The organism is Achromobacter sp. ACM02 (assembly GCF_014851605.1).
Taxonomy (GTDB): domain Bacteria; phylum Pseudomonadota; class Gammaproteobacteria; order Burkholderiales; family Burkholderiaceae_B; genus Achromobacter; species Achromobacter aegrifaciens.
Genome location: NZ_JACUZY010000003.1, coordinates 408,937 through 430,359 on the forward strand (window position 1 = coordinate 408,937; position 21,423 = coordinate 430,359).

The window sequence follows — 21,423 nt, forward strand, 5'->3', positions numbered from 1 at the left end:
GACGCCATTGGAGAGAAAAATGCTCAAAGACAAACTGCTTGCCACGCATCACACGGCTGTCTGCGTCAATGATTTCGAACGCGCGCGCAATTTCTACACCGGCTTTCTTGGCTTCGAGCTGGAGGGCGAGATGGACCACCGCAGCGAGCCTGCGCTGGGCGAAGTGGTCGGCCTGCCGGGCGCGACCATACGCTGGGCCATGCTGCGCCACGGCGGACACCGGGTGGAACTGTTCAAGTACTACACGCCGGACGGCGACAGGCAGCCGCGCCGCCAATGCGATTTCGGCTACAGCCACATGGCGTTCGAGGTGGAGGACGTGGATGCCGTATACGAGCAGGCCACGCGCGCCGGCTATGAAAGCGTGTCTTCGCCGCGCGTCATGCGGCAAGGGCGCACCAAGGTGTTCTATCTGATGGAGCCTGAAGGCGCCATCACGGAGTTCATCCAGTTCATGAATCCGGCGGCCTGACGCCGAGCTGCGTCACGCTCCGCCGGCCGGGGCGCGCGCATCGATCTTCTGAGGAACAAGCATGACGAGAACGCTGGATATGGTCGTCCCGCCGACGGGCGAGGCCCTGGACGCCGCCCGCCTGGTCGCCTGGATCGTGGCGCCTGGCCAGGCCTTCAAGACGGGGGACGTGCTGGTCGAAATCGAGACCGACAAGTCCATCATCGAGGTGCCCGCGCACGACGACGGGATCATGGTGGAGCATCTGGTCGCGGTGGACGGCATCGTCAACGCGGATACGGTGATCGCACGCGTGCAGATGGAAGGCGAGGCTGCGCCGGCGGCGAGTGCGGCCGGCGTGCCGGCTCAATCCACAGCGGCAACGCCTGCGGCGGCCGTTGCCGCCCCGGCCGCCGCGCGGGCGCCGGCGGCGTCGCCGTCGTTGGTGCGTCCACTCGCGCAGCCTTCAGGAGAGCGCAAGTTCGCCACCCCTGCCGCCCGCCGCGTCGCGGCCGAGCGCGGTATCGCGTTGGACGCGGTTGCGGGGACCGGGCCCAACGGTCGCGTGACGGTGGCGGATGTCGGCCTGGCAAGCGGCCACGGACAGGAGGGCATGCTGGCCCGCGGCGCGCCAGGAGCAAAGCGCGAAGCCTGGGCGGCTACCCGCCATGGCGACATACGGTTCACGGTGTGGGAGGGGAGCCGTCCGGACAGCCAGACGGCGGTGCTGATCCACGGCATGTTCGGCGACCGCGACGCCTGGGCCAGTCTGGCGCATGCGCTCAGCCGCGCCGGACTGCGCGTGCTGGCGATGGATCTTCCTTGCCATGGCGCCACGCGTTCGCAGGCCACGCGCTTCGAGCATATCGTCGATGCGGTGGCCGACACGGTCGCATCCCAGTGCATCGGCTCCGTGAACCTGATCGGCCATTCTTTTGGCGCAGCGGTGGCGGCCCGGGCGGCGTCCCGCCCCGGCATGGCCGTGGACAGCCTGGTGCTGATCGCGCCGGTCGGCCTGGGCACTGAAATCGACCAGAGCTTTCTGACGGGCATGACGCATGCCGGCACCAACGAAGCGGCACAGCGCGAGCTGAAGAAACTCACCGTCTCCGGCATGACGCCGTCGGGAAACTTCATCGACGCCCTGCGCCAGAGCACGCAGGCGCGGCGCGAGCCCCTGATCGAGCTATGCCGGGAAGTAGGCTGGAACGGCGTGCAGCAACTGAGCATCGCGGCCGACTTGGCCAGCCTGCAATGCCGCTGCACGCTGATCCACGGCCGGCGCGACGCCGTCATCCCATGGCGCCACGCGCTGAACGCACCGGCCAGGACCGCGCTGCACCTGCTGCCGGATGCCGGCCACATGCCGCAATGGGAGGCCGGCAAGCTGGTGGCGGATATCGTGTTGGAGGCTTTCACCCGCCAGGCACCAGCGTCTCCATATGCTTGTTGAAGCGTTCGCCTTCCACCATCAGCCAGTCGCAGAAGGTCTTCAGCAAGCGGTCGTGGCGGCGCTCTTCGCGGATGATGAGGAAATAGCCCGGCGACTGCACCGTCAGCGGGCCGAAGGGCGCCAGCAGCCGGCCGTCCTCGATGTCGCTGGCCACCAGCGATGAATAGCCTATGGTCATGCCCAGCCCGTCGAGTGCGGCCTGGAGGGCGAAGTACAGGTGTTCGAGCTCCAGCGATTCGGCCGGCACGACCCGGCTGTGCTGCACGCTGGCCAGCCAGTCGTTCCAGGCGCTACGCCGCGCGCGGCAGTGCAGGAAGGTGTGGCGCGACAGGTCGGTGATGCGTTCCAGCGGCAGCCGCTGCAGGAGGCCGGGCGCGCATACGGGAAAGAAGCTCTCGTTCAGCACTCGGCGCTTGTAGAGGCCGGGGGTGGGCTCGGCCTCGCGCCGGATCACCACGTCCAGATTCGCGGGCAGGCGGCTGAAGGGCTCCAGTCCGGTGGATATCTCCACCTCCACCTCGGGATACTGCTCACGGAACCGGGCCAGCCGGGGAAACAGCCAGCGCATGGTGAAGGTGGGCAGGGCATTGACCCGCAGCACCTCGCGCGAACGCAGGCTGCGCGAGGCCGAGGCGATGGCGTCCAGCGCCGGGCTGATGGTGTCCAGATAGAGCCGGCCCTGATCCGTCAGTTCGATCTTCTTGCCCAGGCGGCGGAACAGCTTCACACCCAACCAGTCTTCCAGCGCCTTGATCTGATGGCTGACGGCGCCATGCGTGACGGATAGCTCGTCCGCGGCCTGGGTGAAGCTCAACTGGCGGCCCGCCGATTCGAAGGCGCGGATGGACGTCAGCGGCGGCAGTCTGGGTTTCATTGTGAAATTACCTCACAACAGTCGCTAGAAATGATGCCTGGCCCCGGCGTCCGCCCCGTGCTGGAATACGCCGCAAGGTTGCATACCGGGAAATCGGGGCGGCGGATGCCGTCCCGGAACACGCTGTGAATTTAACTCACCGGAAAGGGAGCAGGCATGCTGCAGGGCAAGGTCATACTGGATCTGACGTGGGTGCTGGGCGGGCCGTTTGCCGGCCAATTGCTGGCGCAACTGGGTGCCGAGGTCATCAAGGTCGAACCGGTGGGCGGCGATTACGCGCGCTCGGTGCCTCCCGTTTCCGACGTGCAGGATTCGCCGTTCTTCCTGTCGGTGAACCGGGGCAAGCGCAGCGTGGCGCTGGACCTGAAGCATCCTTTGGGCCGCCAGGCGTTCCAGGATCTGGTGCGCGAGGCGGATGCGGTGATCTATGGCTTCGCCTCGGACGTGCCGGCACGGCTGGGACTGGATCACGACACCCTGGCCGCAATCAATCCACGCATCGTGGTCGGCCAGCTGATCGGGCTGGACGACCGAGGTCCCTATGCAGGCGCGCCAGCGTTCGACCTGATGCTGCAGGCCATGTCGGGTTTGATGAGCATCACGGGGGAGGCCGGCGGCAAGCCGGTGCGCGTCGGTTATCAGGTGGCGGATCTGGCGGGCGGGCTGTACCTGGCGCTGGGTGTCGCCGCTGCGCTGGTGCAGGCGCAGGCCAGCGGCGTGGGAGAGCAGGTGCAGGTGTCGCTGTTCGATGCGCAGATGGCCATGCTGACCTGGCAGGCCCAGGGCTATCTGCAGGGCGGTCCCGTGCCGCGCGCCAGCGGGGCGCGTCACGGCATGATCGCGCCCAGCGACATTTACCGCACGTCGGACGGGCGCTGGATCGCCTTGGCGCCCACCGGCGATGCGTTCTGGCAGGCCTTGTGCGCCGCGATCGGGCTGCCGGAACTGGCCACGGACGCCCGCTACGCCACGCCCGCGGCGCGCGTGGCCAACGTGGATGCGCTGACCGAGGCCTTGTCAGGCGCCATCTGCGCGCGCAGCGCGCAAGAATGGCTGGATATCTTCGAGGCGCGGCGCGTGCCCGCCGCGCTGGTGTTGGGCGTGGACGAGGCGCTGGCGCATCCGTTGGCGGCGTCGCGCGGCATGGTGGAAGAGGTGGCCAGGCCGCAAGGCGGCGAGCCCGTGCGCATGCTCGGCAATCCCTTCAAGTTCGCAGGCCAGCCGCGGCTGGACTATCCGCCTGCCCTGGGGCAGGACACCGAGGCGTTGCTGCGCGCCATGGCGGGTTATGACGACGCCAGCCTGGCCGCCTTGCAGGCGGCGGGCGTGATCCGGACTGGCGCCGCGACAGCGGGAGCAATGCAATGACCGCCGCCGCGGACGAGCGCGACGCAGGCTTGCGCGAGGACGAGCGCGCGCTGCTGCGCGGCCTGGCGTCGTTTGCGCAGGAGGCGGTAGCGCCGCTGGCCGTGGCGGGCAGCGGCGCGCAGGATTGGGCCGGCGTCCAGATCCGCGACGCATGCCGGCGCGGATATGGCGGCATCGAGATCCCGGCGCGGGACGGCGGGCTGGGACTGTCCTACCGCATGCGGGCCCGGGCGGCGGAGACGCTGGCGGCGACGGATTTTGCCTTCGCCTTCGCGTTCATCAATCAGCACAACGTGGCCTTGCGCATTGCCGAACATGGCAGCGCCGCGGCGCGCGAGCGTTACCTGCCGGGGCTGCTGGCGGGCGACCTGATCGGGGGCACCGCCATGTCGGAGCCGCGCGCGGGCAGCGATTTCGCCGCCATCGCCACGCGGGCGCGGCGGCAGGATGGAGGCGGGTGGGTGCTGGACGGCGAAAAGGCCTGGGTGGCCAACGCCGCGGGCGGCGAGCTGGCGCTGGTGTTCGCGCAGACCGATCCGGCGCGCGGGCCGGCCGGCATCGCCTGCTTCATCGTCGACCTGCGTGCGTCGCAATGCCTGCGTCTGACGGGCGCGGCGCTGGAAGGCCTGGGGGCGGCCGGCATCGCCGGCATCCGCCTGGAAGGCTATCGGGCCGAGGACAGCGACATGCTGTATGCGCCGGGCCAGGGTTTCCAAATGGCGCTGGCCGGCGTGAACAAGGCGCGCACGCACATCGCGGCGATGGCGGCGGGCCTGCTGGACAGCGCGCTGAGGCTGGCGGTGCGCCACGCGTCCGCGCGCCAGGCTTTCGGCCGCCCCATCATCGAACAGCAGGGTTTGCGCTGGTCGCTGGCGGACGTGTCGATGCGGCTGCAGATCCTGCGCATGTTGACGGACCGCGCCGCGGGCCTGATCGATGCCGGTTCGGACGAGGCGGTCCCGGCCGCGGCCATGGCCAAGAAATACGCCGGCGAGGAATGCCTGGACGGCGTCTCCGCCTGCATCCAGGCCCTGGGCGCAACGGGCTTGCTGCCGGCGCAGGGCATGGGACGGCGGCTGTTGGCGGCCAAGGCATTGTGTTTTGCCGACGGCACCACCGAAATGATGAACGAGCGTATCGCGGCCGGCCTGGCCTTGCGATTCGCAGGGACGGCGCCTGCCACGGTGGCTGGCGCAACGATGCACAGGGAGGAAGGAATGTCGTATCAGGCCTTGAAGCTGACGCGAGGCGAGGACGGCGGCACGCAGGCGCGCCTGACACAGATCGCGCAAGACGAGCTGCCTGAGGGCGAAGTGCTGGTGGAGGTGGCGTACTCGTCGCTGAACTACAAGGACGCCCTGGCGATCACCGGCAAGTCGCCGGTGGTGCGCAGTTTTCCCATGGTGCCTGGCATCGATTTCGCCGGTACCGTGCGCCGCAGCGCCGATCCGCGCTTCAAGCCGGGCGACGCGGTGCTGCTCAATGGCTGGGGCCTGGGCGAGACGCGCTGGGGCGGATTGGCGCAAGCCGCGCGCGTGCCAGCCGACTGGCTGCTGCCCTTGCCGGCGGGCCTGGATGCCCGCCAGGCCATGGCCATCGGCACGGCGGGCTACACGGCCATGTTGTGCGTGATGGCGCTGGAACGCCACAACGCCACGCCCGAAGGCGGGCCGGTGCTGGTGACAGGCGCCAACGGCGGCGTCGGCACCGTCGCCATTGCGCTGCTGGCGGGCAAGGGATACACGGTCACGGCGAGCACCGGACGTCCGCAGGAAGCGGACTACCTGCGGAGCCTGGGCGCCAGCGGCATCCTGGACCGCGCCGCGTTGTCGGCGCCGGGCAAGCCGCTGCAGAAAGAGGCTTGGGCGGCGGCGGTCGATTGCGTCGGCAGTCACACGCTGGCCAACGTGCTGGCCGGCATGCGGTACGGCGCGCCCGTGGCGGCCTGCGGACTTGCCCAGGGCATGGATCTGCCGGCCACGGTGGCGCCTTTCATCCTGCGCGGGGTGACGCTGATCGGCGTGGACAGCGTGTATGCGCCCATGGCGCTGCGCGCGGAGGCTTGGCGCAGGCTGGCCGATGAATTGCCGCGCGGCATGCTGGAGGCCAATACGCAGGAGCTGGGCCTGTCGGAAATCGCGGCCGCCGCCGCGCCGTTGCTGGAGGGCAGGATACGCGGCCGCATCGTCGTCGACGTGAATCGATAAGGGCCGCAGCATAGCGACCCGCATACCACCAAAGGAGACTGGGCATGATGAAGCAACGATGGCGTTCCGTCATCGCTGCGGCGGCGCTTTGCGCCACCGCTGGCGCGGCATGGGGACAGGGGTATCCGGACAGGCCGGTGCGGCTGATCGTGCCGTTTCCGCCTGGCGGTTCGGTGGATTACGTGGCGCGCAACATCGCGCCCGTGTTGTCGCAGAAGCTGGGCCAGACCGTGGTGGTGGACAACAAGGGCGGCGCGTCCGGCACCATCGGCACCGCCGAGCTGGCGCGCGCGCCGGCCGACGGCTACACGCTGATGCTGGCTTTCGACTCGCACGCGGTTAACGGTTCGCTGTACAAGAATCTGTCGTACGACACGATCAAGTCCTTCGACTACATCAGCCTGATCGGCACCATGCCCGCAGTGCTGCTAACTGCCAAGAAGACCGGCATCACCACCCTGCAGCAGTTCCTGGACTATGCGCGCGCGCATCCGGGGCAGGTGAACTACGGTTCTTCAGGCGTGGGCGGCTCCAATCACCTGAACCTGGCCGCCCTGGCGGCGCGCACGGGCATCAAGGTGACGCACGTGCCTTATCGCGGGGGCGGCCCGATGTTCAACGCGGTGCTGGGCGGCGAGGTGGACGTGGTCATCGCCAGCCTGCCGACCATCGTTGGCTTCGTGCAGGGCGGGCGCCTGAACGCGCTGGCCATCGGCACGGCGCAGCCCGCGCCCGCGCTGCCGGACGTGCCGCCCATCGCCACGCTGGTGCCCGGCTTCGAAGCCTATTCCTGGGTTGGCATGCTGGCGCCGGCGGGCCTGCCGCCCGAGGTGCGCAAGCGTGTGCAGCAGGCGCTGCGCGACACGCTGGCGACCCCGCAGGTCAAAGACAGCATGGAGCAGGGCGGCTTCAACATCGTGTCCAGCTCGCCGGAGGAATTTCAACAGCGCGTGCAGGCCGAATCGCAGCGTTGGGGCAAGCTGATACAGGACACCGGCATAAAGATCGAATAGCGGCCTGGCATGGGCAGGGCTGCGGGGGCTGCCGGCGCCCCACGCCGCGCCTCAGCCCTTCAGCCCGATGCGTCGCGCCAGCTTGTGCAGATTGCTGGAGTCCACGCCCAGCGCGCGCGCCGCATGGGCCCAGTTGCCCTGGTGCGTTTCCAGCGCCCGGCGGATGGCCTGGCGCTGGCAGGCGTCCACCGCCTCGCGCAGCGTCTGGCCTGGACCGGCGGGCGCGTCGGCATCCTCCTGCGGCGCGGCCAGCGGCATGTCGCCGTCGGACAGGTCCAGCAGCTTGGCGCCCAGCGTCACGATTTCATTGCGCGTGGCGCCGTGGCTGACGGCCTTGATCGCGGCGCGGCTGATGACGTGCTCAAGTTCGCGCACATTGCCGGGCCAGCGGTAGCGGCGCAGCATGTCCTCGGCCTCGGGCGACAGCCGCAGGCTGCGCAGGCCCAGCCGCGCGCGGTTCAGTTCCAGGTAGCGGCCCGCCAGCAGCAGCACGTCATTGCCGCGGTCGCGCAGCGGCGGAATGGGGATGGGATAGACCGACAGCCGGTGATAGAGGTCGGCGCGGAAATCACCGGCGCGCACCAGGTCGCGCAGGCTGCGGTTGGTGGCAGCCAGGATGCGCACGTCGACGCGGCGCGGCCGGTCGTCGCCCAGGCGCTGGATTTCGCCGTTCTGCAAGGTGCGCAGCAGCTTGGCTTGCACCAGCAGCGGCAGTTCGCCCACTTCGTCCAGGAACAGCGTGCCGCCGTTGGCGGCCTCGAAGCGGCCGGGGCGGTCGGCCACGGCGCCCGAGAAGGCGCCCTTGGCGTGGCCGAACAGTTCGCTCTCGGCCAGCGATTCGGGCAGGGCCGCGCAATTCACGTGCACCAGCGGCTTGTCGCGACGGCGGGAGAGCCGGTGCACGCGATGCGCGAACAGTTCCTTGCCGACGCCAGTCTCGCCTAGAAGCAGGATGGGCAGCTCCGAGTCCGCCACCACCTGGATCTCATGCAGCAGTCGGCCGATGGCTTCGCTTTGTCCCAGGATCTCGTTGTTGTCGGCGACGGCGCTGTCGGCCGGTTCGGCGCCGCGCGCCACGCGCAGCGCGCGGATTTCCGCTTCCAGGCGCGTGGTGCGCAAGGCGGCTTCCAGCAGCACGATGTAGTCGCGCAAGTCCGACTGGGCCTCGGCGTCGAAAGTGCCGACTTCCAGCGCGTCCAGCGTCAGCACACCCCAGGGGCGGCCCTCGATGTGCAGGCTGGTGCCCATGCAGTCGTGCACCGGCAGCGGTTCCCCGGCCATGCCGTTGATCAGGCCGTCATAGGGATCGGGCAAAGTGCTGTCGTGGTGGAAACAGGTGACGCCGCGCCGCGCCAGGATGGCCGCCAGCCGCGGATGCTGCTGCACGGCGAAGCGGCGGCCCAGGGCATCTTGCGTCAGGCCGTCCACCGCGATGGGGCGCAGATGGTCTTCCTCCAGTTGCAGCAGCGCCACCGCGCCGCAACGGAAATGCGTGCGCAGGCTGGACACCAGCCGCTGCAGGCGGACGGCGGGGGGCAGGTCGGCGACCAGATCGGCAAGCAGGAGGTTTTGCATGGGGTGAATTTTACCGTTCGGGGTGGTTTAAACCTCACGTTTGCAGGGTGATATTCACCCTTTAATTTGCAGTTCATTGATAAATAGCAAGTTTTTCCTGGCACGGATTTCGCATTGCTTTCTGTACCCGTCACGAACTATGGAGAGACGCGATGAGCATGGTTGAGCAATCCCTGGGGCAGTTGGCCCGCAGCATCCCTGGCGCCACGCAGGTGTTTCATGAGTACCAGCTGGACTTCTGCTGTGGCGGCAAGAAGAGCCTGGCCGAGGCGGCGGCCCAGCGCTCGCTGGACGCGGCGCAGATCGAGGCGCGCCTGATGGAGCTGGCGCGCAGCCCGTCCCACGAGACGGATTGGGGGCTGGCCTCGCCGGCCGAACTGGTCGATCACATCCTGGCGCGCTACCACGAGGTGCATCGCCAGCAACTGCCCGAGCTGATCCGGCTGGCGCTGAAGGTGGAGCAGGTGCATGCCGACAGCCCGGACTGCCCGACCGGCCTGGCCGATCACCTGCGCGTGATGCAGCAGGAACTGGAAAGCCATATGCAGAAGGAGGAACAGGTGCTGTTCCCGATGCTGGCGCGCGGCCATGGCGCCATGGCCGGCATGCCCATCATGGTCATGCGCGCCGAGCACGACGACCACGGCGTGGCGCTGGAACGGCTGCTGGCGCTGACCCACGACATCACGTTGCCGCGCGCCGCCTGCAACACCTGGCGGGCGCTGTACCTGGGGCTGCGCACCTTCAAGGAAGACCTGATGGCGCACATCCACCTGGAAAACAACATCCTGTTCGAGAACGCGGCCAGTCCGGCGGCGCACGCGCGCAGCTAGTGTCCGCGTCCGGGCGCCGCAACAGCTAGCGGCGTTCCGGCGGAATGCCGTCCAGGCTGCGCCGCAGGGCCTCGTGCGCGGCCAGATCGACCGGGCGGTGCTTGCGCTCGGCGCTGGCTGGGTACTTGCCCAGGAAATTCCCGCCTTTGCGGTCGCTGGCCGGGCGCACGGGCCGGGACGCGAAGCCGCCGCCGCAATTGGGGCAGACATTGCCCAGCAATCCTTCGGCGCAGGCAGCGCAGAAGGTGCATTCAAAGCTGCATATCCGGGCGGCGGTGGAGTCTGGCGGCAGCGCCGCATCGCAGTGTTCGCAGCTGGGTCGCAAGGCAAGCATGTGGCCTCCTGGGGCGAGTGTCGGGTTCTGGCGCCAGGGTAGGCCGGGATGGCCGGCGGCGCCATTGGCATTACGGACAGAAAAGAAGTGAAAACGGCCAGGCTGGTTACGCTTGGCGGGCGGCTGCCGCCTGTACACTCGAAAATCCTTTCGAGGCACAGGGGATTCTTGATGGCTGGAAGCAGCTTCTTTGCACTGTTCGACGATATCGCGACCATCCTGGACGACGTGTCCGTGATGACCAAGGTCGCGGCCAAGAAGACGGCCGGGGTGCTGGGCGACGACCTGGCATTGAACGCCCAGCAGGTCACGGGCGTGCCGGTCAACCGGGAACTGCCGGTCGTCTGGGCGGTGGCCAAGGGCTCCTTCATCAACAAGCTGATCCTGGTGCCGGCGGCGCTGCTGATCAGTGCCTTCGCGGCCTGGGCCGTGACGCCCCTGCTGATGGTGGGCGGGGCCTTTCTCTGCTACGAAGGCGTGGAGAAGCTGGCGCACAAGTTCCTGCCGCACGGCGATTCGGACGAAGGCAATCACGCCGCGCGGGCCGAAGCCCTGCAGGACGACTCGGTCGATATGGTGGCGTTCGAGCGCGACAAGATCAAAGGCGCAATACGCACGGACTTCATCCTGTCGGCGGAAATCATCGTCATCAGCCTGGGGGCGGTGGCGGATGCGGACTTCACCCGTCAGGTGCTGGTGCTGTCGGTCATCGCCATCGCGATGACGGTCGGGGTCTACGGCCTGGTGGCCGGCATCGTCAAGCTCGACGACCTGGGCCTCTACCTCAGCCAGAAGTCGTCCCAGGCCATGGCCTGGCTGGGCCGGCGCATCGTGGGCGCGGCGCCCTATCTGATGAAGACGCTGTCGGTGGTTGGCACCGCCGCCATGTTCATGGTGGGCGGCGCCATCCTGACTCACGGCATCCCGCCGGTGCAGGCCGCGGTCGATCAGGCCGCCGCCGCGGTCGGCGGGGGCGGGGTGGTGCAGGCGCTTACGGCCACCTTGCTCAACGCCTTGTTCGGCATCGTGGCCGGAGCCGTGGTGCTGGGGGCGGTCAGCCTCGCCAAGCGGTTGTTCAAGAAAGGTTGAAGCGGGCAGGCGTTGTCCCGCCCGGCGGGACGCGCCCCGAGCCATCCAGGGGAGCGCCGCGGCGCTCCCTTTTTACGTTCCTAGGGAATCCCCTGCCTTGTTGGGCCGGAATACGTGCGCCTAAAATTGGCGCCAATTTATGTGATCATTATTTTGACCACCGGCACAGACCATCGGCCTCCGTGGCCATGGAAACGAGGAAATCATGCAGTCCAACGCAGCACTTGCCATCCAGCCCGACGCCGCCCGCGCGCGGGCCATGTACGACCTGGGCCACAGCACCGTCTTCGCCGCCCGCTCCGATCCGCGCTTTTCCTATTGCACCTATGTCCCGCCGCACATCGACAGCGCCAGGCATCCGATGCAGCTGGTGGTGATCATGCACGGCACCGGCCGCGCCTTCGTGGAATACCGCGACGCGTTCGCCGAGTTCGCCCGCTGGAACGACTGCATCGTGCTGTGCCCGCTGTTCCCCGTGAGCCCGCTGGGCGACGGCAATCGCGACGGCTTCAAGCAATTGCGCGAAGGCAACATCCGCTACGACGAGATCCTGCTGGACATGGTGGCGGAAGTGGGCGAGAAGTTCGGCTGCGACTTCAAGAAGTTCGGCCTGTTCGGCTATTCGGGCGGCGGCCAGTTCGTGAATCGATTCGCCTACCTGCACCCGGAAAGCCTGTGGGCAGTGTCGATCGGCGCGCCGGGCTCGGTCACGCTGCTGGATCCCAGCCAGGATTGGTGGGTGGGCGTGCGCGATGCCGAGACCCGTTTCGGCAAGCGCATCGACATCGAAGCGCTCAAGCAGGTGGCGGTCCACATGATCGTGGGCAAGGCCGACCTGGAAACCTGGGAAATCACTCACCGCGAAGGCGGAAAGTTCTTCATGCCCGGCGCCAACTCGGCCGGCAATACCCGCCCGGAGCGCCTGGAGTCGCTGCGCCGTTCGTTCGAAGCGCAAGGCGTGAACGCGGTGCTGGACGTGGTGGAAAACGTGCCGCACGACGGCTTGAAGTGCGTGGGCCAGGTGCAGGACTTCCTGGCCTCCGCCCTGCGCAAGCTGCGACATGAAGACAACTGAGACCGGCGGACGCGGCGCTTGCGGGCATCCGCGGGTCCGTGACCAGGAATAGGAGAGGGGCATGCTGCGTTTTGCGCTATCCCGGATCGTCATGGCCATACCGACGCTGCTGATCGTGGCGGTGGCGGTATTCGTGATGATCCGGCTCATCCCGGGCGACCCCGCCCAACTGCTGCTGGGCGACCTGGCGACGCCAGCCGCGCTGGCTGACCTGCGGGAGCGGCTGGGGCTGGACCAGACCTGGCTTACCCAGTTCGGCATCTGGTTCGGCAACATGCTGCACGGGGACCTGGGATCGTCCATCAATACCGGCCAGCCGGTGCTGCCGCTGGTGTGGGACCGCTTCCTGATCAGCGGCCGCGTGGTGGTGGTGGCGGTGCTGTTCGCCGCGCTGGTGGCGGTGCCGGCCGGCATGATCGCCGCCTGGAAGCAGAACAAGGCGCCTGACCTGTTCCTGGTCGGCACGGCCACGCTGCTGGTATCAATTCCGACCTTCTGGCTGGGTTTGCTGCTGCTGATCTTCTTCGGCCTCAAGCTGCAGTGGCTGCCAGTGGTGGGCTACGTGTCCATCGGCGAGGACTGGAAGGCCGGCCTGCTGTACCTGGCCATGCCCATCCTGACGCTGTTCCTGCATGAGATCGGCGTGCTGATGCGCATGGCGCGGGCCAGCACGCTGGAAGTGCTGCGGCTGGACTACATCACCCATGCGCGCGCCAAGGGGCTGTCGGAATCCGCGGTGCTGATGCGCCACGCGTTCCGCAATGCCTTCGGACCCACCTGGACGCTGATCGGCCTGGTGCTGGGCAACCTGCTGGGCGGCATCGCGGTGGTGGAAACGGTATTCACCATCCCCGGCCTGGGGCGTCTGCTGGTGGACTCCATCTTCGCCCGCGACTACCCCGTGATCCAGGGCTGTCTGCTGTTCGTGGGCGTGGTCTACGTGATCGTGAACCTGTTCATCGACCTTTGCTATCCCCTCTTTGACCCGAGAGTGACCGCCGAATGAAAAAGCGAATTGCAGCCAATGCGCTACTGGGCGGCGTCATCGTGGCGCTGATGCTGGTGGCGGCCGTCATGGGCGCCTTCTGGACGCCGCATGACCCGCTCAAGATCAACTTCGTGGCGCGCCTGAAGCCGCCTGGCGGCGAGTTCCTGCTGGGCACGGACGAATTCGGCCGCGACGAGCTGTCGCGCCTGCTGGCGGGGGCTTCCAGCAGCGTCTGGATCAGCCTGTTGACGGTAAGCTTCGCCATCGTCGCGGGCACGATCATCGGCACCCTGACCGGCTTTGTGCGAGGCTGGACCGACCGCATCATCATGGCCTTCAACAATGCCTTGCTGGCCTTTCCCGGCCTGCTGCTGGCGCTGGGCCTGCTGGCCGTGGTGGGCGCCAACAAATACGGCATCATCCTGGCGCTGGGCCTGGCCTACACGCCCTCGGTGACGCGCATCGTGCGCGGCACGGTGCTGTCGCTGCGCGAGAAGGAGTTCATCGAATCCTCGCGCGTGCTGGGCAACTCCGAGCTTTACACCATGTTCCGCCATGTGCTGCCCAATTGCGTGGCGCCGCTGACGGTGCTGGCGACCTCCATGTTCGGCTGGGTGATCCTGGCGGAAAGCGCGCTGTCCTTCCTGGGCCTGGGCGTACCGCCTCCCGCGCCCACCTGGGGCAACATGCTGGCCGCTGCCCGACCGTTCATGGCGCAGGCTTCCTATCTATCCATACTTCCCGGCCTGGCCATCGCGCTCGCGCTGCTGGGAATCAATCTGCTGGGCGACGCGGTGCGTGACCGCCTCGATCCCCGCATGAGGGGCGTGTAATGAGCGCATTGGTATCGGTATCGAATCTGTCGCTGACCGTCGGCCCCGGCGGGCGCGAGATCGTCAGCGGAGTGTCCTTCGAGGTGGCGCCCGGCGAGATGGTCGGCATCGTCGGCGAATCCGGCAGCGGCAAGACGCAGGCCGCGCGCGCCATCATGGGCCTGACGCCGTCGCCGTTGGTGGTGGCTGGCGGCTCCATCAAGTTCGAAGGCGTGGACGTGACGCAGGCGTCGCCGGCTGCGCTGCGCAAGCTGCGCGGCGCGCGCATCGGCATGGTGTTCCAGGAGCCGATGACCTCGCTGAATCCGTCCATGCCAATTGGCCGCCAGCTGGATGAGGGCCTGCGCCTGCATCGCAAGGACCTGTCCGCCGCCGCGCGCCGCGAACGCATCCTGGAAATGCTGCGACGGGTCGGCATCCGCGATCCCAAGGGAGCGATGGAAGCCTGGCCGCACGAGTTCTCCGGCGGCATGCGCCAGCGCATGATGCTGGCATCGGTGATGCTGCTGGAGCCAGCGCTGCTGATCGCCGACGAGCCCACCACCGCGCTGGACGCGGTGGTGCAGCGCGACGTGCTGGAACTGATGGTGGACCTGACCCGCGAACACCATACGGCGGTGCTGATGATCAGCCACGACCTGCCAATGGTCGCGCGCTACACCGAGCGCATGGTGGTGATGCAGCATGGCAAGGTGCTGGAGACCGGCGCCACCGCCAGCATCCTGGAGCGGCCGCAGCATCCCTACACGCGCAAGCTGCTGGACGCCATGCCGCGCCGGCTGCCGGCGCGCCAACTGGGCAAGGAGCCGCCCATTGTCGAGGTCAAGAATCTGGTGGTCGATTACGCCGGCCACCAGCGGCTGTTCTCGCGCACCGGCGCCAAGCGCGCGCTCAACGGCATCGACCTGCATGTCAAGCCGCGCGAAGTGGTGGCGGTGGTGGGCGGCTCGGGTTCAGGCAAGACCACGCTGGGCCGGGCCATTGCCGGACTGCTGGCGCCCACTTCGGGCCAGATCCTGTTCCGTGGCCAACCGGTGAACCGCCGGTCGGCGTCCTGGCGCGACTACCGGCTGAACTGCCAGATGGTGTTCCAGGATCCGTATTCCTCGCTGGACCCGCGCATGACCATCGGCCAACTGGTGGGCGAGGGCCTGCGCATGCTGGACGACATGCCCGCGTCGGAAAAGCGACGCCGGGTGGACGAAGTGCTGGCCGAAGTGGGCCTGGGCTCCGAGTACGCCAAGCGCTATCCGCACGAGATGTCGGGCGGGCAGCGTCAGCGCGTGGCGATCGCCCGCGCCATCGTGCGCCGTCCGGCCTTCGTCATCGCCGATGAGCCGGTGTCCGCGCTGGACGTGACCGTGCGCGCGCAGGTGCTGGACCTGTTTGCCGACCTGCAGGAACGCCACGGGTTTTCCTGCCTGTTCATCAGCCACGACCTGGGCGTGGTGGAGCAGGTGGCCGACCGCGTGGTGGTGATGCGTGACGGCGGCATCGTCGAGCAGGGCTCGCGCGACGCCGTGTTCGACCAGCCGCAAGAGGAATACACCCGCAGCCTGCTGTCGGCGATTCCGGCGCTGGAATCCACCGATACCGGCGGCGTGCGCCTGCGCTGGCGGCTGGACCAACAGGAGCCGTTGCGGGCCAGCGCCTGAGGGCCGGGTATCCCAGGGGGCGACGGCGCCGTACCCCAGGGATACTTACGCATAAAATACGCGCTTCGGATTTGATAGACGGGAGTGGTCCATGCCGAAAGCGGCAACGGCGCAACCCGGCCTGGTTGATCGCATCGCCCACGATATACAGGCGGGCGTTTACGGTCCCGGCGCCTGGCTGAAACAGATCGACCTGCAGGAACGCTACGACGCCAAGCGTCTGGACGTCCGGCGGGCGCTAGACCAATTGGCCGCCAAGCGGCTGATCGCGCACATCCCGAACCGGGGCTATCACGTCTATGCCATGGATCCGGACCAGCATCTGCAGATCCGCGACATCCGCATCCTGCTGGAAACGGGCGCGGCGGCGGACCTGATGCCCAACGTCACCGCGGGCAAAGTCAAGGCACTGCGCACCCTGGCCGAACGCTTCGCCAAGCTGTTGCAGGACGGCACGCTGCTGGAACAGTACGAGGTCAACCTGGCTTTCCACGCGGGCATGTACGACATGTGCCGCAATCGCGAACTGGTCGCGCTGATCCACGAAACGCGCGCCCGCGGCCCGGCGGCGCCAGCCAAGGAATGGGTGACGCGTTCGCGCATCGAGATCTCCGCGCGCGAGCATTTCGACATGGTGGACGCGCTGGAAGCCCGCGACGTCAAGCGTCTGCAAAAAATCATTGCCCAGCACGTGGGGCAGGACATCTCCTGACGCTGCCAGCGTGTCCCGCGCTGCACGCATGCGGCGGCCTTCGGAAAGAAGGCCGCCGTTTTTCATTCCGGCGACGTCTTCAGGGATACCCCCGATAGCGGAGCGGCGCATTCCGCTCATAATGGGCAGCTAATTTTGGCGCCAATATATGCGTGAATTTTGCGCCGCACGCCGGGGAGTTTTTGCATGCACCACGTTTTCGTACCCAGAGCGCTCGCGCTCAGCCTGGCGCTGGCCGCCGCCGGTTCGGCCCAGGCCGCGCTGCTGACCATCGCCCAGCCCGCCGACATCCGCTCGACCAACCCCGGCGTCAACCGCGACAACACCACCGACGGCGTGGTGCTCAACATCGTGGAAGGTCTGGTCGGCTACCGCGAGAACGGCACTGTGGGTCCTCTGCTGGCGAAGTCGGTGGACCTGTCGGAAGACGGCCTGACCTACACCTTCAAGCTGCGCGACGGCGTCAAGTTTCACAACGGCGCCGCGCTGACCTCGGCCGACGTGATCTGGAGCTGGCAGCGCTACATGGATCCCAAGACGGACTGGCGCTGCCGCAGCGACTTCGACGGCCGCAACGGCCTGAAAGTGACGGACGTGTCCGCGCCCGACGCGCAGACCGTGGTGATGAAGGTGGACCGCAAGTCGGCCGTGTTCCTGGATTCGCTGGCCCGCACCGATTGCGGCATGACCGCCATCATCTCCAAGGATTCGGTCGCGGCCGACGGTTCCTGGATCAAGCCGGTGGGCACCGGCCCCTACATGTTCAAGGACTGGAAGCGCGGCGAATACACCTTGCTGACGGCCTACAAGGACTACGTCTCGCCCGCCGGCGACAAACCGGACGGCTACGTGGGGTCCAAGCGTCCGCTGGCCGACGAGGTCAAGTTCCTGGTGGTGCCGGATCCTTCCACTTCGAAGGCAGGCCTGCTGTCGGGCGCGATCGACGCCGCGCAGATCACCAACACCGACGTGGGCGAACTGAAGAACGCCAAGAACCTGACGGTGTTCAGCCCACATGACGCGGTCAAGCACGTGCTGCTGTTCCAGACCGAGGATCCGGTCCTGAAGAATGTGAAGATCCGCCAGGCCATCGCCGCCTCGCTGGATATTCCGCAGGTCGTGGCCGCCGCCTCCGAAGGCCTGGGCCAGCTGAACAATTCCGCCGTCTACGCGGGGTCGGCTTATTACAAGGACGCGGAAAAGCGCGGCTACAAATACGATCCGGCCCGGGCGCAGCAATTGCTGAAGGAAGCCGGCTACAAGGGCGAGCCCGTGGTCATCTACGCCAACAAGCGCGCCCACGTACCGAGCTATCAAGTCGCGGTGATCGCCCAGGCCATGATGCAGGCGGTGGGCATCAACGCCAAGATCGAGGTGCTGGAATGGGCCACGCAGCTGGACCGCTACAACACCGGCAAGTACCAGATCAGCTCGTTCTCGTTCTCTTCGCGCCTGGATCCGTCGCTGAGCTTCGAGCAATTTTCGGGCGACAAGGCCAAGCAGCCGCGCAAGGTTTGGGATGACCCGGCGGCGCAGAAGCTGATCGATGAGAGCTTTCTCGAATCCGATCCGGCCAGGCGCCAGGCGCTGTTCGACCAGCTGCACGCCCTGATGCTGGAACAGACCCCCATGCTGATGCTGTACAACGGCGCGGATGCATGGGCATCCAGCAAGCGCGTGGAAGGATTCTCGGTCTGGGAAGGCAAGCCGCGGGCCTGGGAAACCAAGGTCCGCGACGGCAAGTAAGACGCTTGACGGCGCCGGGCCGCGAGTGCGGCCCGGCCTGAATCGCTAGTCGAGCTTCACGCCCGCCTGCTTGATCACCGCGGCCCAATCGCGCACTTCATTGCCCAGGAACGCACTCAGCTCGGCCTGCGTGGACGGCGCCAGGATCAGGCCCTCGTCGGCAAAACGCTTGCGCAGCTCGGCGTTGGTCAGCACCTTCTCCAGCGCCGGTTGCAGGCGCTGCACCACTTCCGCCGGCACGCCTGCGGGCGCCATCAGGCTGTACCAAGTGGTGGCTTCCAGTCCCTTCACGCCTTGCGATGCGGCGGTCGTGACTTCGGGCAGGGCGGGCGACTTCTCGATACCCGTCACCGCCGCGGCGCCGACCCGGCCGCCCTTGTACTGCGGCAGCATTTCCACCACCTGCGTCACGCCCATGCTCAACTCGCCCGAGGCCACCGCCAGCAGCACGGGCGCGCTGCCCTTGTAGGGCACGTGCACCAGTTTCCCGCCCGTGGCCAGGTTCAGCACTTCACCGGTCAGGTGGGTGATGCTGCCCGCGCCGGAAGAGCCGAAGGTCAGCTTGCCCGGATCCTTGTTCGCCAGGGCGATCAGCTCGGGCAGGTTCTTCGCCTGCAGGCCCGGATTGACCGCGAATACCAGCGGGCTCTTGCCCACCAGCGTGATCGGCGTGAAGTCCTTGACCGGGTCGTAGTTCAGGTTCGGATACAGGCTGGGCGCGATGGCCAGCGTGGACACGTTGCCCAGCAGCAGCGTGTAGCCGTCGGGCTCCGCTCGCGCCACCGCATTGGTGCCGATGGTGCCGCCCGCGCCGGCGCGGTTTTCCACGATGACCTGCTTGCCCAGCGTGTCGTTCAACTGCTGCGACAGAGCACGCGCCAGGGTGTCGGCCGCGCCGCCGGGCGGGAAGGGCACGACGATGCGGATCGGTTTGCTGGGATAGGCCTCGGCTTGCGCCGCCGGGCTCAGGCCCAGCGCCAGCAACCCGGCCAGGGCCGTGGCCAGCAGGCCGCGGCGATTGATTTTCTGGTACTTCGACATGCTGCTCTCCTGATGAGAAAACGTGGGCGATGCAGAAAATGAATCAGCGCGCGGCGCCCTGGGCGGCCGGATGGTGCGCATGCCAGTGGCGCGCGATGTCGGCGCGCCGGCAGACCCAGACGTCGCCGTGCGCCGCCACGTGGTCCAGGAAGCGCGCCAGGCCCGCCGCGCGGCCCGGCTGGCCGACCAGGCGCAGATGCAGCCCCACGGACATCATCTTGGGAGCCGTGGCGCCTTCCTCGTACAGCATGTCGAACGCGTCGCGCAGGTACTCGAACAGGTCCTGCCCCGTGGCCATGCCGCCGCGGATGAACTTGGCGTCGTTGTTGGCCAGGCCGTAGGGCACCAGCAGATGAGGCTTGCCGGCAACTTCGGTCCAGTAGGGCAGCTCGTCGTTGTAGGTGTCGGAGTCGTAGAGAAATCCGCCTTCCTCGGCCAGCAGGGCGCGGGTGTTCAGGCTGGGGCCGTAGCGGCAATACCAGCCCAGCGGCCGCGAGCCCACCGTGCGGGTGATCGATTCCACGGTGCGGCGGATGCGCTCGCGTTCCTCTTCCAGCGTCAGGTTCTGGTGCCGTTCCCAGCGCCAGCCGTGTGCGCACACGTCATAGCCCGCCGCCTTGATGGCCTCGCAGACTTCCGGATTGCGTTCCAGCGCCAGGCCGCAGCCCAGTATCGTGGCCGCCATGCCGCGCGCCTGCAGCAGCCGGTGCACGCGCCAGAAGCCGATCCGGCTGCCATACTCGAACATCGACTCGGCCGCCAGGTCCCGCCCGGCGAAGCCGCCCGCGCCGCCCTCGGTCAGTCCGGTTTCGGATTCAGCGTCGCCGTCCGGCACCGAACGCTCGCCGCCTTCCTCGTAGTTGATGCAGAGATTCAACGCCAGGCGCGCGCCGCCCGGCCAACGGGGATCGGGCGGGTTGGCGCCGTAGCCGACGAAATCGCGGCGCAAGTGGGGATGATCGGTAGTCATAGCGGGCTAGCCATCGGGATAGGGTCAATCGGAAATCGAAACCAGGGCGTGCGGAGCCGGCGCCTGCCAGAACTCGTCGTCATCGCCGCGGCCGGTCTGGCCCATCAGGACCAGGAACTCCGCCGGCCCCCGCAGCACGGTCAGGCCGTGATGCCAGGCGCCCACGCGGTAGCACACGCCCTGGCTGCCGGTTGCGAGAAACGCTTCCAGCCGCGCCATGTCGGGCAGATCGTCGGCCCCGGTAGGCGCCACCACCACCAGATAGGGCGAGTCCGTCAGCGGCACGAAACTCTGCGCCGCATAGCGGTGGCGCTCCATCAGCCGGATCTCCACCGGCCCGGGCGGCGCCGCCTGCACCCGGCTGACCCAGCTGGCGTGCCGCACAACTTCGGGGCTGTGCCGCATGGGCTCGGTCAGATGGTGACGGCGCTCCGCGCCCTGGTGCGCGATCACTTCGCCATAAGGCGCGAAGGCCTCCGGCGTGAGCGGCCGCGGGCGGATCACGAGCGGGGAGACATCCATGTCACGCGCCATGGCTCAGATACCCCAGCGAATTCACGTAGCTGCGCCGCACGTTCTCCAGATGCGCCGCCATCGCCTGACGCGCCCGGGTCGATTCCCCCGACAGCAGCGCTTCCACAATCGCCAGATGTTCTTCCCGAGCCTGCACCTGCCGCTGCGGCAGCCGCTCCACATCGCACATCCGCACCTGCCGCCGCGTCGCCGTGATCATCGTCGCCAGATTCCGGTTGCCGCAATACGCCGCCACCAGATCGTGCAGCGCGTTATCGACCTCCCAATCCGACTTCTCGTCCGGCGTCTTCGCATCCAGCAAAGCCTGCAGCCGCGCCCGCAGCCCTTCCAACGGCTCCGCCGGAATCCGCCCGGTCGCCATCGCCGCGGCTTCGCTCTCCAGCAGGCTGCGGATCTGTAGCAGCTCCAGCAGGTCCGTCACGCCAAACGAGCGCACCACGATGGACCCGTTGGACAGCCGCTCCAGCATCCCTTCACCCAACAACCGGTTCATGGCCGCGCGCAAAGGCGTGCGCGACACCTCCAGCTCATCCGCCAGTCGGCGTTCCTCCAACACTTCCCCCGCCGGAATCCGGCGCGAAACGATCTGGTCCAGCAGGGTTTGATAGGTGCGTTGCGTAGCGTTCATGTGTATTGCAGCGTAAGAAAAAGGCGCGGACGGCAGAGACTCCG

20 protein-coding genes and 1 pseudogene are annotated in these 21,423 nt (G+C 67.6%); 14 read left to right on the forward strand and 7 right to left on the reverse strand.

Going from position 1 to position 21,423, the window contains the following annotated elements; translation table 11 throughout:
* The first annotated feature begins 19 nt into the window (after positions 1 to 19).
* Both IB258_RS10810 and IB258_RS10815 read left to right on the forward strand, forming a co-directional pair.
* Complete coding sequence (locus tag IB258_RS10810; protein WP_088138916.1) at positions 20 to 472, forward strand: VOC family protein; 453 nt, start codon at positions 20 to 22, stop codon at positions 470 to 472.
* 61 nt (positions 473 to 533) lie between these two features.
* The gene (locus IB258_RS10815) at positions 534 to 1,904 is read left to right on the forward strand and encodes an alpha/beta fold hydrolase (RefSeq protein WP_192352569.1); all 1,371 of its coding nucleotides are present in this window, start codon (positions 534 to 536) and stop codon (positions 1,902 to 1,904) included.
* Here IB258_RS10815 and gcvA read toward each other — a convergent pair.
* A complete protein-coding gene (gene gcvA / locus IB258_RS10820; RefSeq protein ID WP_192352570.1) occupies positions 1,867 to 2,778 on the reverse strand; it encodes a transcriptional regulator GcvA in 912 nt (303 codons plus the stop codon). The two genes, IB258_RS10815 and gcvA, sit on opposite strands and share 38 nt — an antisense overlap.
* A gap of 156 nt (positions 2,779 to 2,934) precedes the next feature.
* Here gcvA and IB258_RS10825 point away from each other — a divergent pair, with 156 nt between their 5' ends.
* The 4 genes and pseudogenes from IB258_RS10825 to IB258_RS10835 all read left to right on the forward strand — a co-directional run bounded on the left by IB258_RS10825 (position 2,935) and on the right by IB258_RS10835 (position 7,366).
* Positions 2,935 to 4,146 (forward strand): CaiB/BaiF CoA-transferase family protein, encoded by a 1,212-nt coding sequence (locus IB258_RS10825; RefSeq protein ID WP_192352571.1) that lies wholly within the window; start codon positions 2,935 to 2,937, stop codon positions 4,144 to 4,146.
* A pseudogene (locus IB258_RS30355) lies at positions 4,143 to 5,285 on the forward strand (acyl-CoA dehydrogenase family protein); the annotation flags it as partial. The gene IB258_RS10825 and the pseudogene IB258_RS30355, both read left to right, overlap by 4 nt.
* Before the next feature lie 60 nt (positions 5,286 to 5,345).
* Positions 5,346 to 6,353, forward strand: coding sequence for an MDR family oxidoreductase (locus IB258_RS30360; protein WP_370528709.1), 1,008 nt, complete (start codon positions 5,346 to 5,348; stop codon positions 6,351 to 6,353).
* A gap of 44 nt (positions 6,354 to 6,397) precedes the next feature.
* Positions 6,398 to 7,366: a tripartite tricarboxylate transporter substrate binding protein gene (locus tag IB258_RS10835; protein ID WP_054450406.1), complete on the forward strand. Its 969-nt coding sequence runs from the start codon at positions 6,398 to 6,400 to the stop codon at positions 7,364 to 7,366.
* Between the two features lie 51 nt (positions 7,367 to 7,417).
* Here IB258_RS10835 and norR read toward each other — a convergent pair whose 3' ends face one another.
* Complete coding sequence (norR, locus tag IB258_RS10840; RefSeq protein WP_054450408.1) at positions 7,418 to 8,941, reverse strand: nitric oxide reductase transcriptional regulator NorR; 1,524 nt, start codon at positions 8,939 to 8,941, stop codon at positions 7,418 to 7,420.
* A gap of 152 nt (positions 8,942 to 9,093) precedes the next feature.
* Here norR and ytfE point away from each other — a divergent pair, with 152 nt between their 5' ends.
* Positions 9,094 to 9,774, forward strand: coding sequence for an iron-sulfur cluster repair protein YtfE (gene ytfE, locus IB258_RS10845; RefSeq protein WP_054450410.1), 681 nt, complete (start codon positions 9,094 to 9,096; stop codon positions 9,772 to 9,774).
* A 25-nt stretch (positions 9,775 to 9,799) separates the two neighbouring features.
* Here the strand turns inward: ytfE and IB258_RS10850 are convergent, their stop codons facing one another.
* Complete coding sequence (locus IB258_RS10850; protein WP_119449037.1) at positions 9,800 to 10,108, reverse strand: DUF1272 domain-containing protein; 309 nt, start codon at positions 10,106 to 10,108, stop codon at positions 9,800 to 9,802.
* Between the two features lie 171 nt (positions 10,109 to 10,279).
* Here IB258_RS10850 and IB258_RS10855 point away from each other — a divergent pair, with 171 nt between their 5' ends.
* From IB258_RS10855 to IB258_RS10885, 7 genes are all read left to right on the forward strand, one after another.
* A complete protein-coding gene (locus IB258_RS10855) occupies positions 10,280 to 11,197 on the forward strand; it encodes a DUF808 domain-containing protein (RefSeq protein ID WP_192352573.1) in 918 nt (305 codons plus the stop codon).
* A gap of 205 nt (positions 11,198 to 11,402) precedes the next feature.
* Positions 11,403 to 12,272 carry a hydrolase gene (locus IB258_RS10860; protein ID WP_054450417.1) on the forward strand — a complete coding sequence of 290 codons (870 nt, stop codon included), beginning with the start codon at positions 11,403 to 11,405 and terminating at the stop codon, positions 12,270 to 12,272.
* A 61-nt stretch (positions 12,273 to 12,333) separates the two neighbouring features.
* The gene (locus tag IB258_RS10865) at positions 12,334 to 13,278 is read left to right on the forward strand and encodes an ABC transporter permease (RefSeq protein ID WP_054450419.1); all 945 of its coding nucleotides are present in this window, start codon (positions 12,334 to 12,336) and stop codon (positions 13,276 to 13,278) included.
* On the forward strand, positions 13,275 to 14,093 hold the full coding sequence (locus IB258_RS10870) for an ABC transporter permease (protein ID WP_054450421.1): 819 nt from the start codon (positions 13,275 to 13,277) through the stop codon (positions 14,091 to 14,093). The genes IB258_RS10865 and IB258_RS10870 overlap by 4 nt, the downstream gene beginning before the upstream one ends.
* Entirely contained in the window at positions 14,093 to 15,748 is a 1,656-nt protein-coding gene (locus tag IB258_RS10875) for an ABC transporter ATP-binding protein (RefSeq protein ID WP_119449040.1), read from the forward strand. Before IB258_RS10870 ends, IB258_RS10875 begins: the two co-directional genes overlap by 1 nt.
* 91 nt (positions 15,749 to 15,839) lie before the next feature.
* The gene (locus tag IB258_RS10880) at positions 15,840 to 16,460 is read left to right on the forward strand and encodes a GntR family transcriptional regulator (protein ID WP_054450425.1); all 621 of its coding nucleotides are present in this window, start codon (positions 15,840 to 15,842) and stop codon (positions 16,458 to 16,460) included.
* A gap of 186 nt (positions 16,461 to 16,646) precedes the next feature.
* Entirely contained in the window at positions 16,647 to 18,206 is a 1,560-nt protein-coding gene (locus IB258_RS10885; protein WP_082400659.1) for an ABC transporter substrate-binding protein, read from the forward strand.
* 45 nt (positions 18,207 to 18,251) lie between these two features.
* Here the strand turns inward: IB258_RS10885 and IB258_RS10890 are convergent, their stop codons facing one another.
* The 4 genes from IB258_RS10890 to IB258_RS10905 are packed head-to-tail and all read right to left on the reverse strand — an operon-like array spanning position 18,252 to position 21,379.
* The gene (locus IB258_RS10890) at positions 18,252 to 19,247 is read right to left on the reverse strand and encodes a tripartite tricarboxylate transporter substrate binding protein (protein WP_119449042.1); all 996 of its coding nucleotides are present in this window, start codon (positions 19,245 to 19,247) and stop codon (positions 18,252 to 18,254) included.
* A gap of 43 nt (positions 19,248 to 19,290) precedes the next feature.
* Positions 19,291 to 20,217 (reverse strand): allantoinase PuuE, encoded by a 927-nt coding sequence (locus tag IB258_RS10895; protein WP_192352574.1) that lies wholly within the window; start codon positions 20,215 to 20,217, stop codon positions 19,291 to 19,293.
* Between the two features lie 24 nt (positions 20,218 to 20,241).
* Positions 20,242 to 20,739: an ureidoglycolate lyase gene (locus IB258_RS10900; RefSeq protein ID WP_225588993.1), complete on the reverse strand. Its 498-nt coding sequence runs from the start codon at positions 20,737 to 20,739 to the stop codon at positions 20,242 to 20,244.
* 1 nt (position 20,740) lies between these two features.
* On the reverse strand, positions 20,741 to 21,379 hold the full coding sequence (locus IB258_RS10905) for a GntR family transcriptional regulator (RefSeq protein ID WP_054450430.1): 639 nt from the start codon (positions 21,377 to 21,379) through the stop codon (positions 20,741 to 20,743).
* Positions 21,380 to 21,423: the final 44 nt, after the last annotated feature.

Bases quoted from the DNA above. Each gene is read 5' to 3' on its own strand.
- IB258_RS10810 (WP_088138916.1), top strand. From the start codon at position 20: ATGCTCAAAGACAAACTGCTTGCCACGCATCACACGGCTGTCTGCGTC.
- IB258_RS10815 (WP_192352569.1), top strand. From the start codon at position 534: ATGACGAGAACGCTGGATATGGTCGTCCCGCCGACGGGCGAGGCCCTG.
- gcvA (WP_192352570.1), bottom strand. From the start codon at position 2,778: ATGAAACCCAGACTGCCGCCGCTGACGTCCATCCGCGCCTTCGAATCG.
- IB258_RS10825 (WP_192352571.1), top strand. From the start codon at position 2,935: ATGCTGCAGGGCAAGGTCATACTGGATCTGACGTGGGTGCTGGGCGGG.
- IB258_RS30360 (WP_370528709.1), top strand. From the start codon at position 5,346: ATGCACAGGGAGGAAGGAATGTCGTATCAGGCCTTGAAGCTGACGCGA.
- IB258_RS10835 (WP_054450406.1), top strand. From the start codon at position 6,398: ATGATGAAGCAACGATGGCGTTCCGTCATCGCTGCGGCGGCGCTTTGC.
- norR (WP_054450408.1), bottom strand. From the start codon at position 8,941: ATGCAAAACCTCCTGCTTGCCGATCTGGTCGCCGACCTGCCCCCCGCC.
- ytfE (WP_054450410.1), top strand. From the start codon at position 9,094: ATGAGCATGGTTGAGCAATCCCTGGGGCAGTTGGCCCGCAGCATCCCT.
- IB258_RS10850 (WP_119449037.1), bottom strand. From the start codon at position 10,108: ATGCTTGCCTTGCGACCCAGCTGCGAACACTGCGATGCGGCGCTGCCG.
- IB258_RS10855 (WP_192352573.1), top strand. From the start codon at position 10,280: ATGGCTGGAAGCAGCTTCTTTGCACTGTTCGACGATATCGCGACCATC.
- IB258_RS10860 (WP_054450417.1), top strand. From the start codon at position 11,403: ATGCAGTCCAACGCAGCACTTGCCATCCAGCCCGACGCCGCCCGCGCG.
- IB258_RS10865 (WP_054450419.1), top strand. From the start codon at position 12,334: ATGCTGCGTTTTGCGCTATCCCGGATCGTCATGGCCATACCGACGCTG.
- IB258_RS10870 (WP_054450421.1), top strand. From the start codon at position 13,275: ATGAAAAAGCGAATTGCAGCCAATGCGCTACTGGGCGGCGTCATCGTG.
- IB258_RS10875 (WP_119449040.1), top strand. From the start codon at position 14,093: ATGAGCGCATTGGTATCGGTATCGAATCTGTCGCTGACCGTCGGCCCC.
- IB258_RS10880 (WP_054450425.1), top strand. From the start codon at position 15,840: ATGCCGAAAGCGGCAACGGCGCAACCCGGCCTGGTTGATCGCATCGCC.
- IB258_RS10885 (WP_082400659.1), top strand. From the start codon at position 16,647: ATGCACCACGTTTTCGTACCCAGAGCGCTCGCGCTCAGCCTGGCGCTG.
- IB258_RS10890 (WP_119449042.1), bottom strand. From the start codon at position 19,247: ATGTCGAAGTACCAGAAAATCAATCGCCGCGGCCTGCTGGCCACGGCC.
- IB258_RS10895 (WP_192352574.1), bottom strand. From the start codon at position 20,217: ATGACTACCGATCATCCCCACTTGCGCCGCGATTTCGTCGGCTACGGC.
- IB258_RS10900 (WP_225588993.1), bottom strand. From the start codon at position 20,739: ATGGATGTCTCCCCGCTCGTGATCCGCCCGCGGCCGCTCACGCCGGAG.
- IB258_RS10905 (WP_054450430.1), bottom strand. From the start codon at position 21,379: ATGAACGCTACGCAACGCACCTATCAAACCCTGCTGGACCAGATCGTT.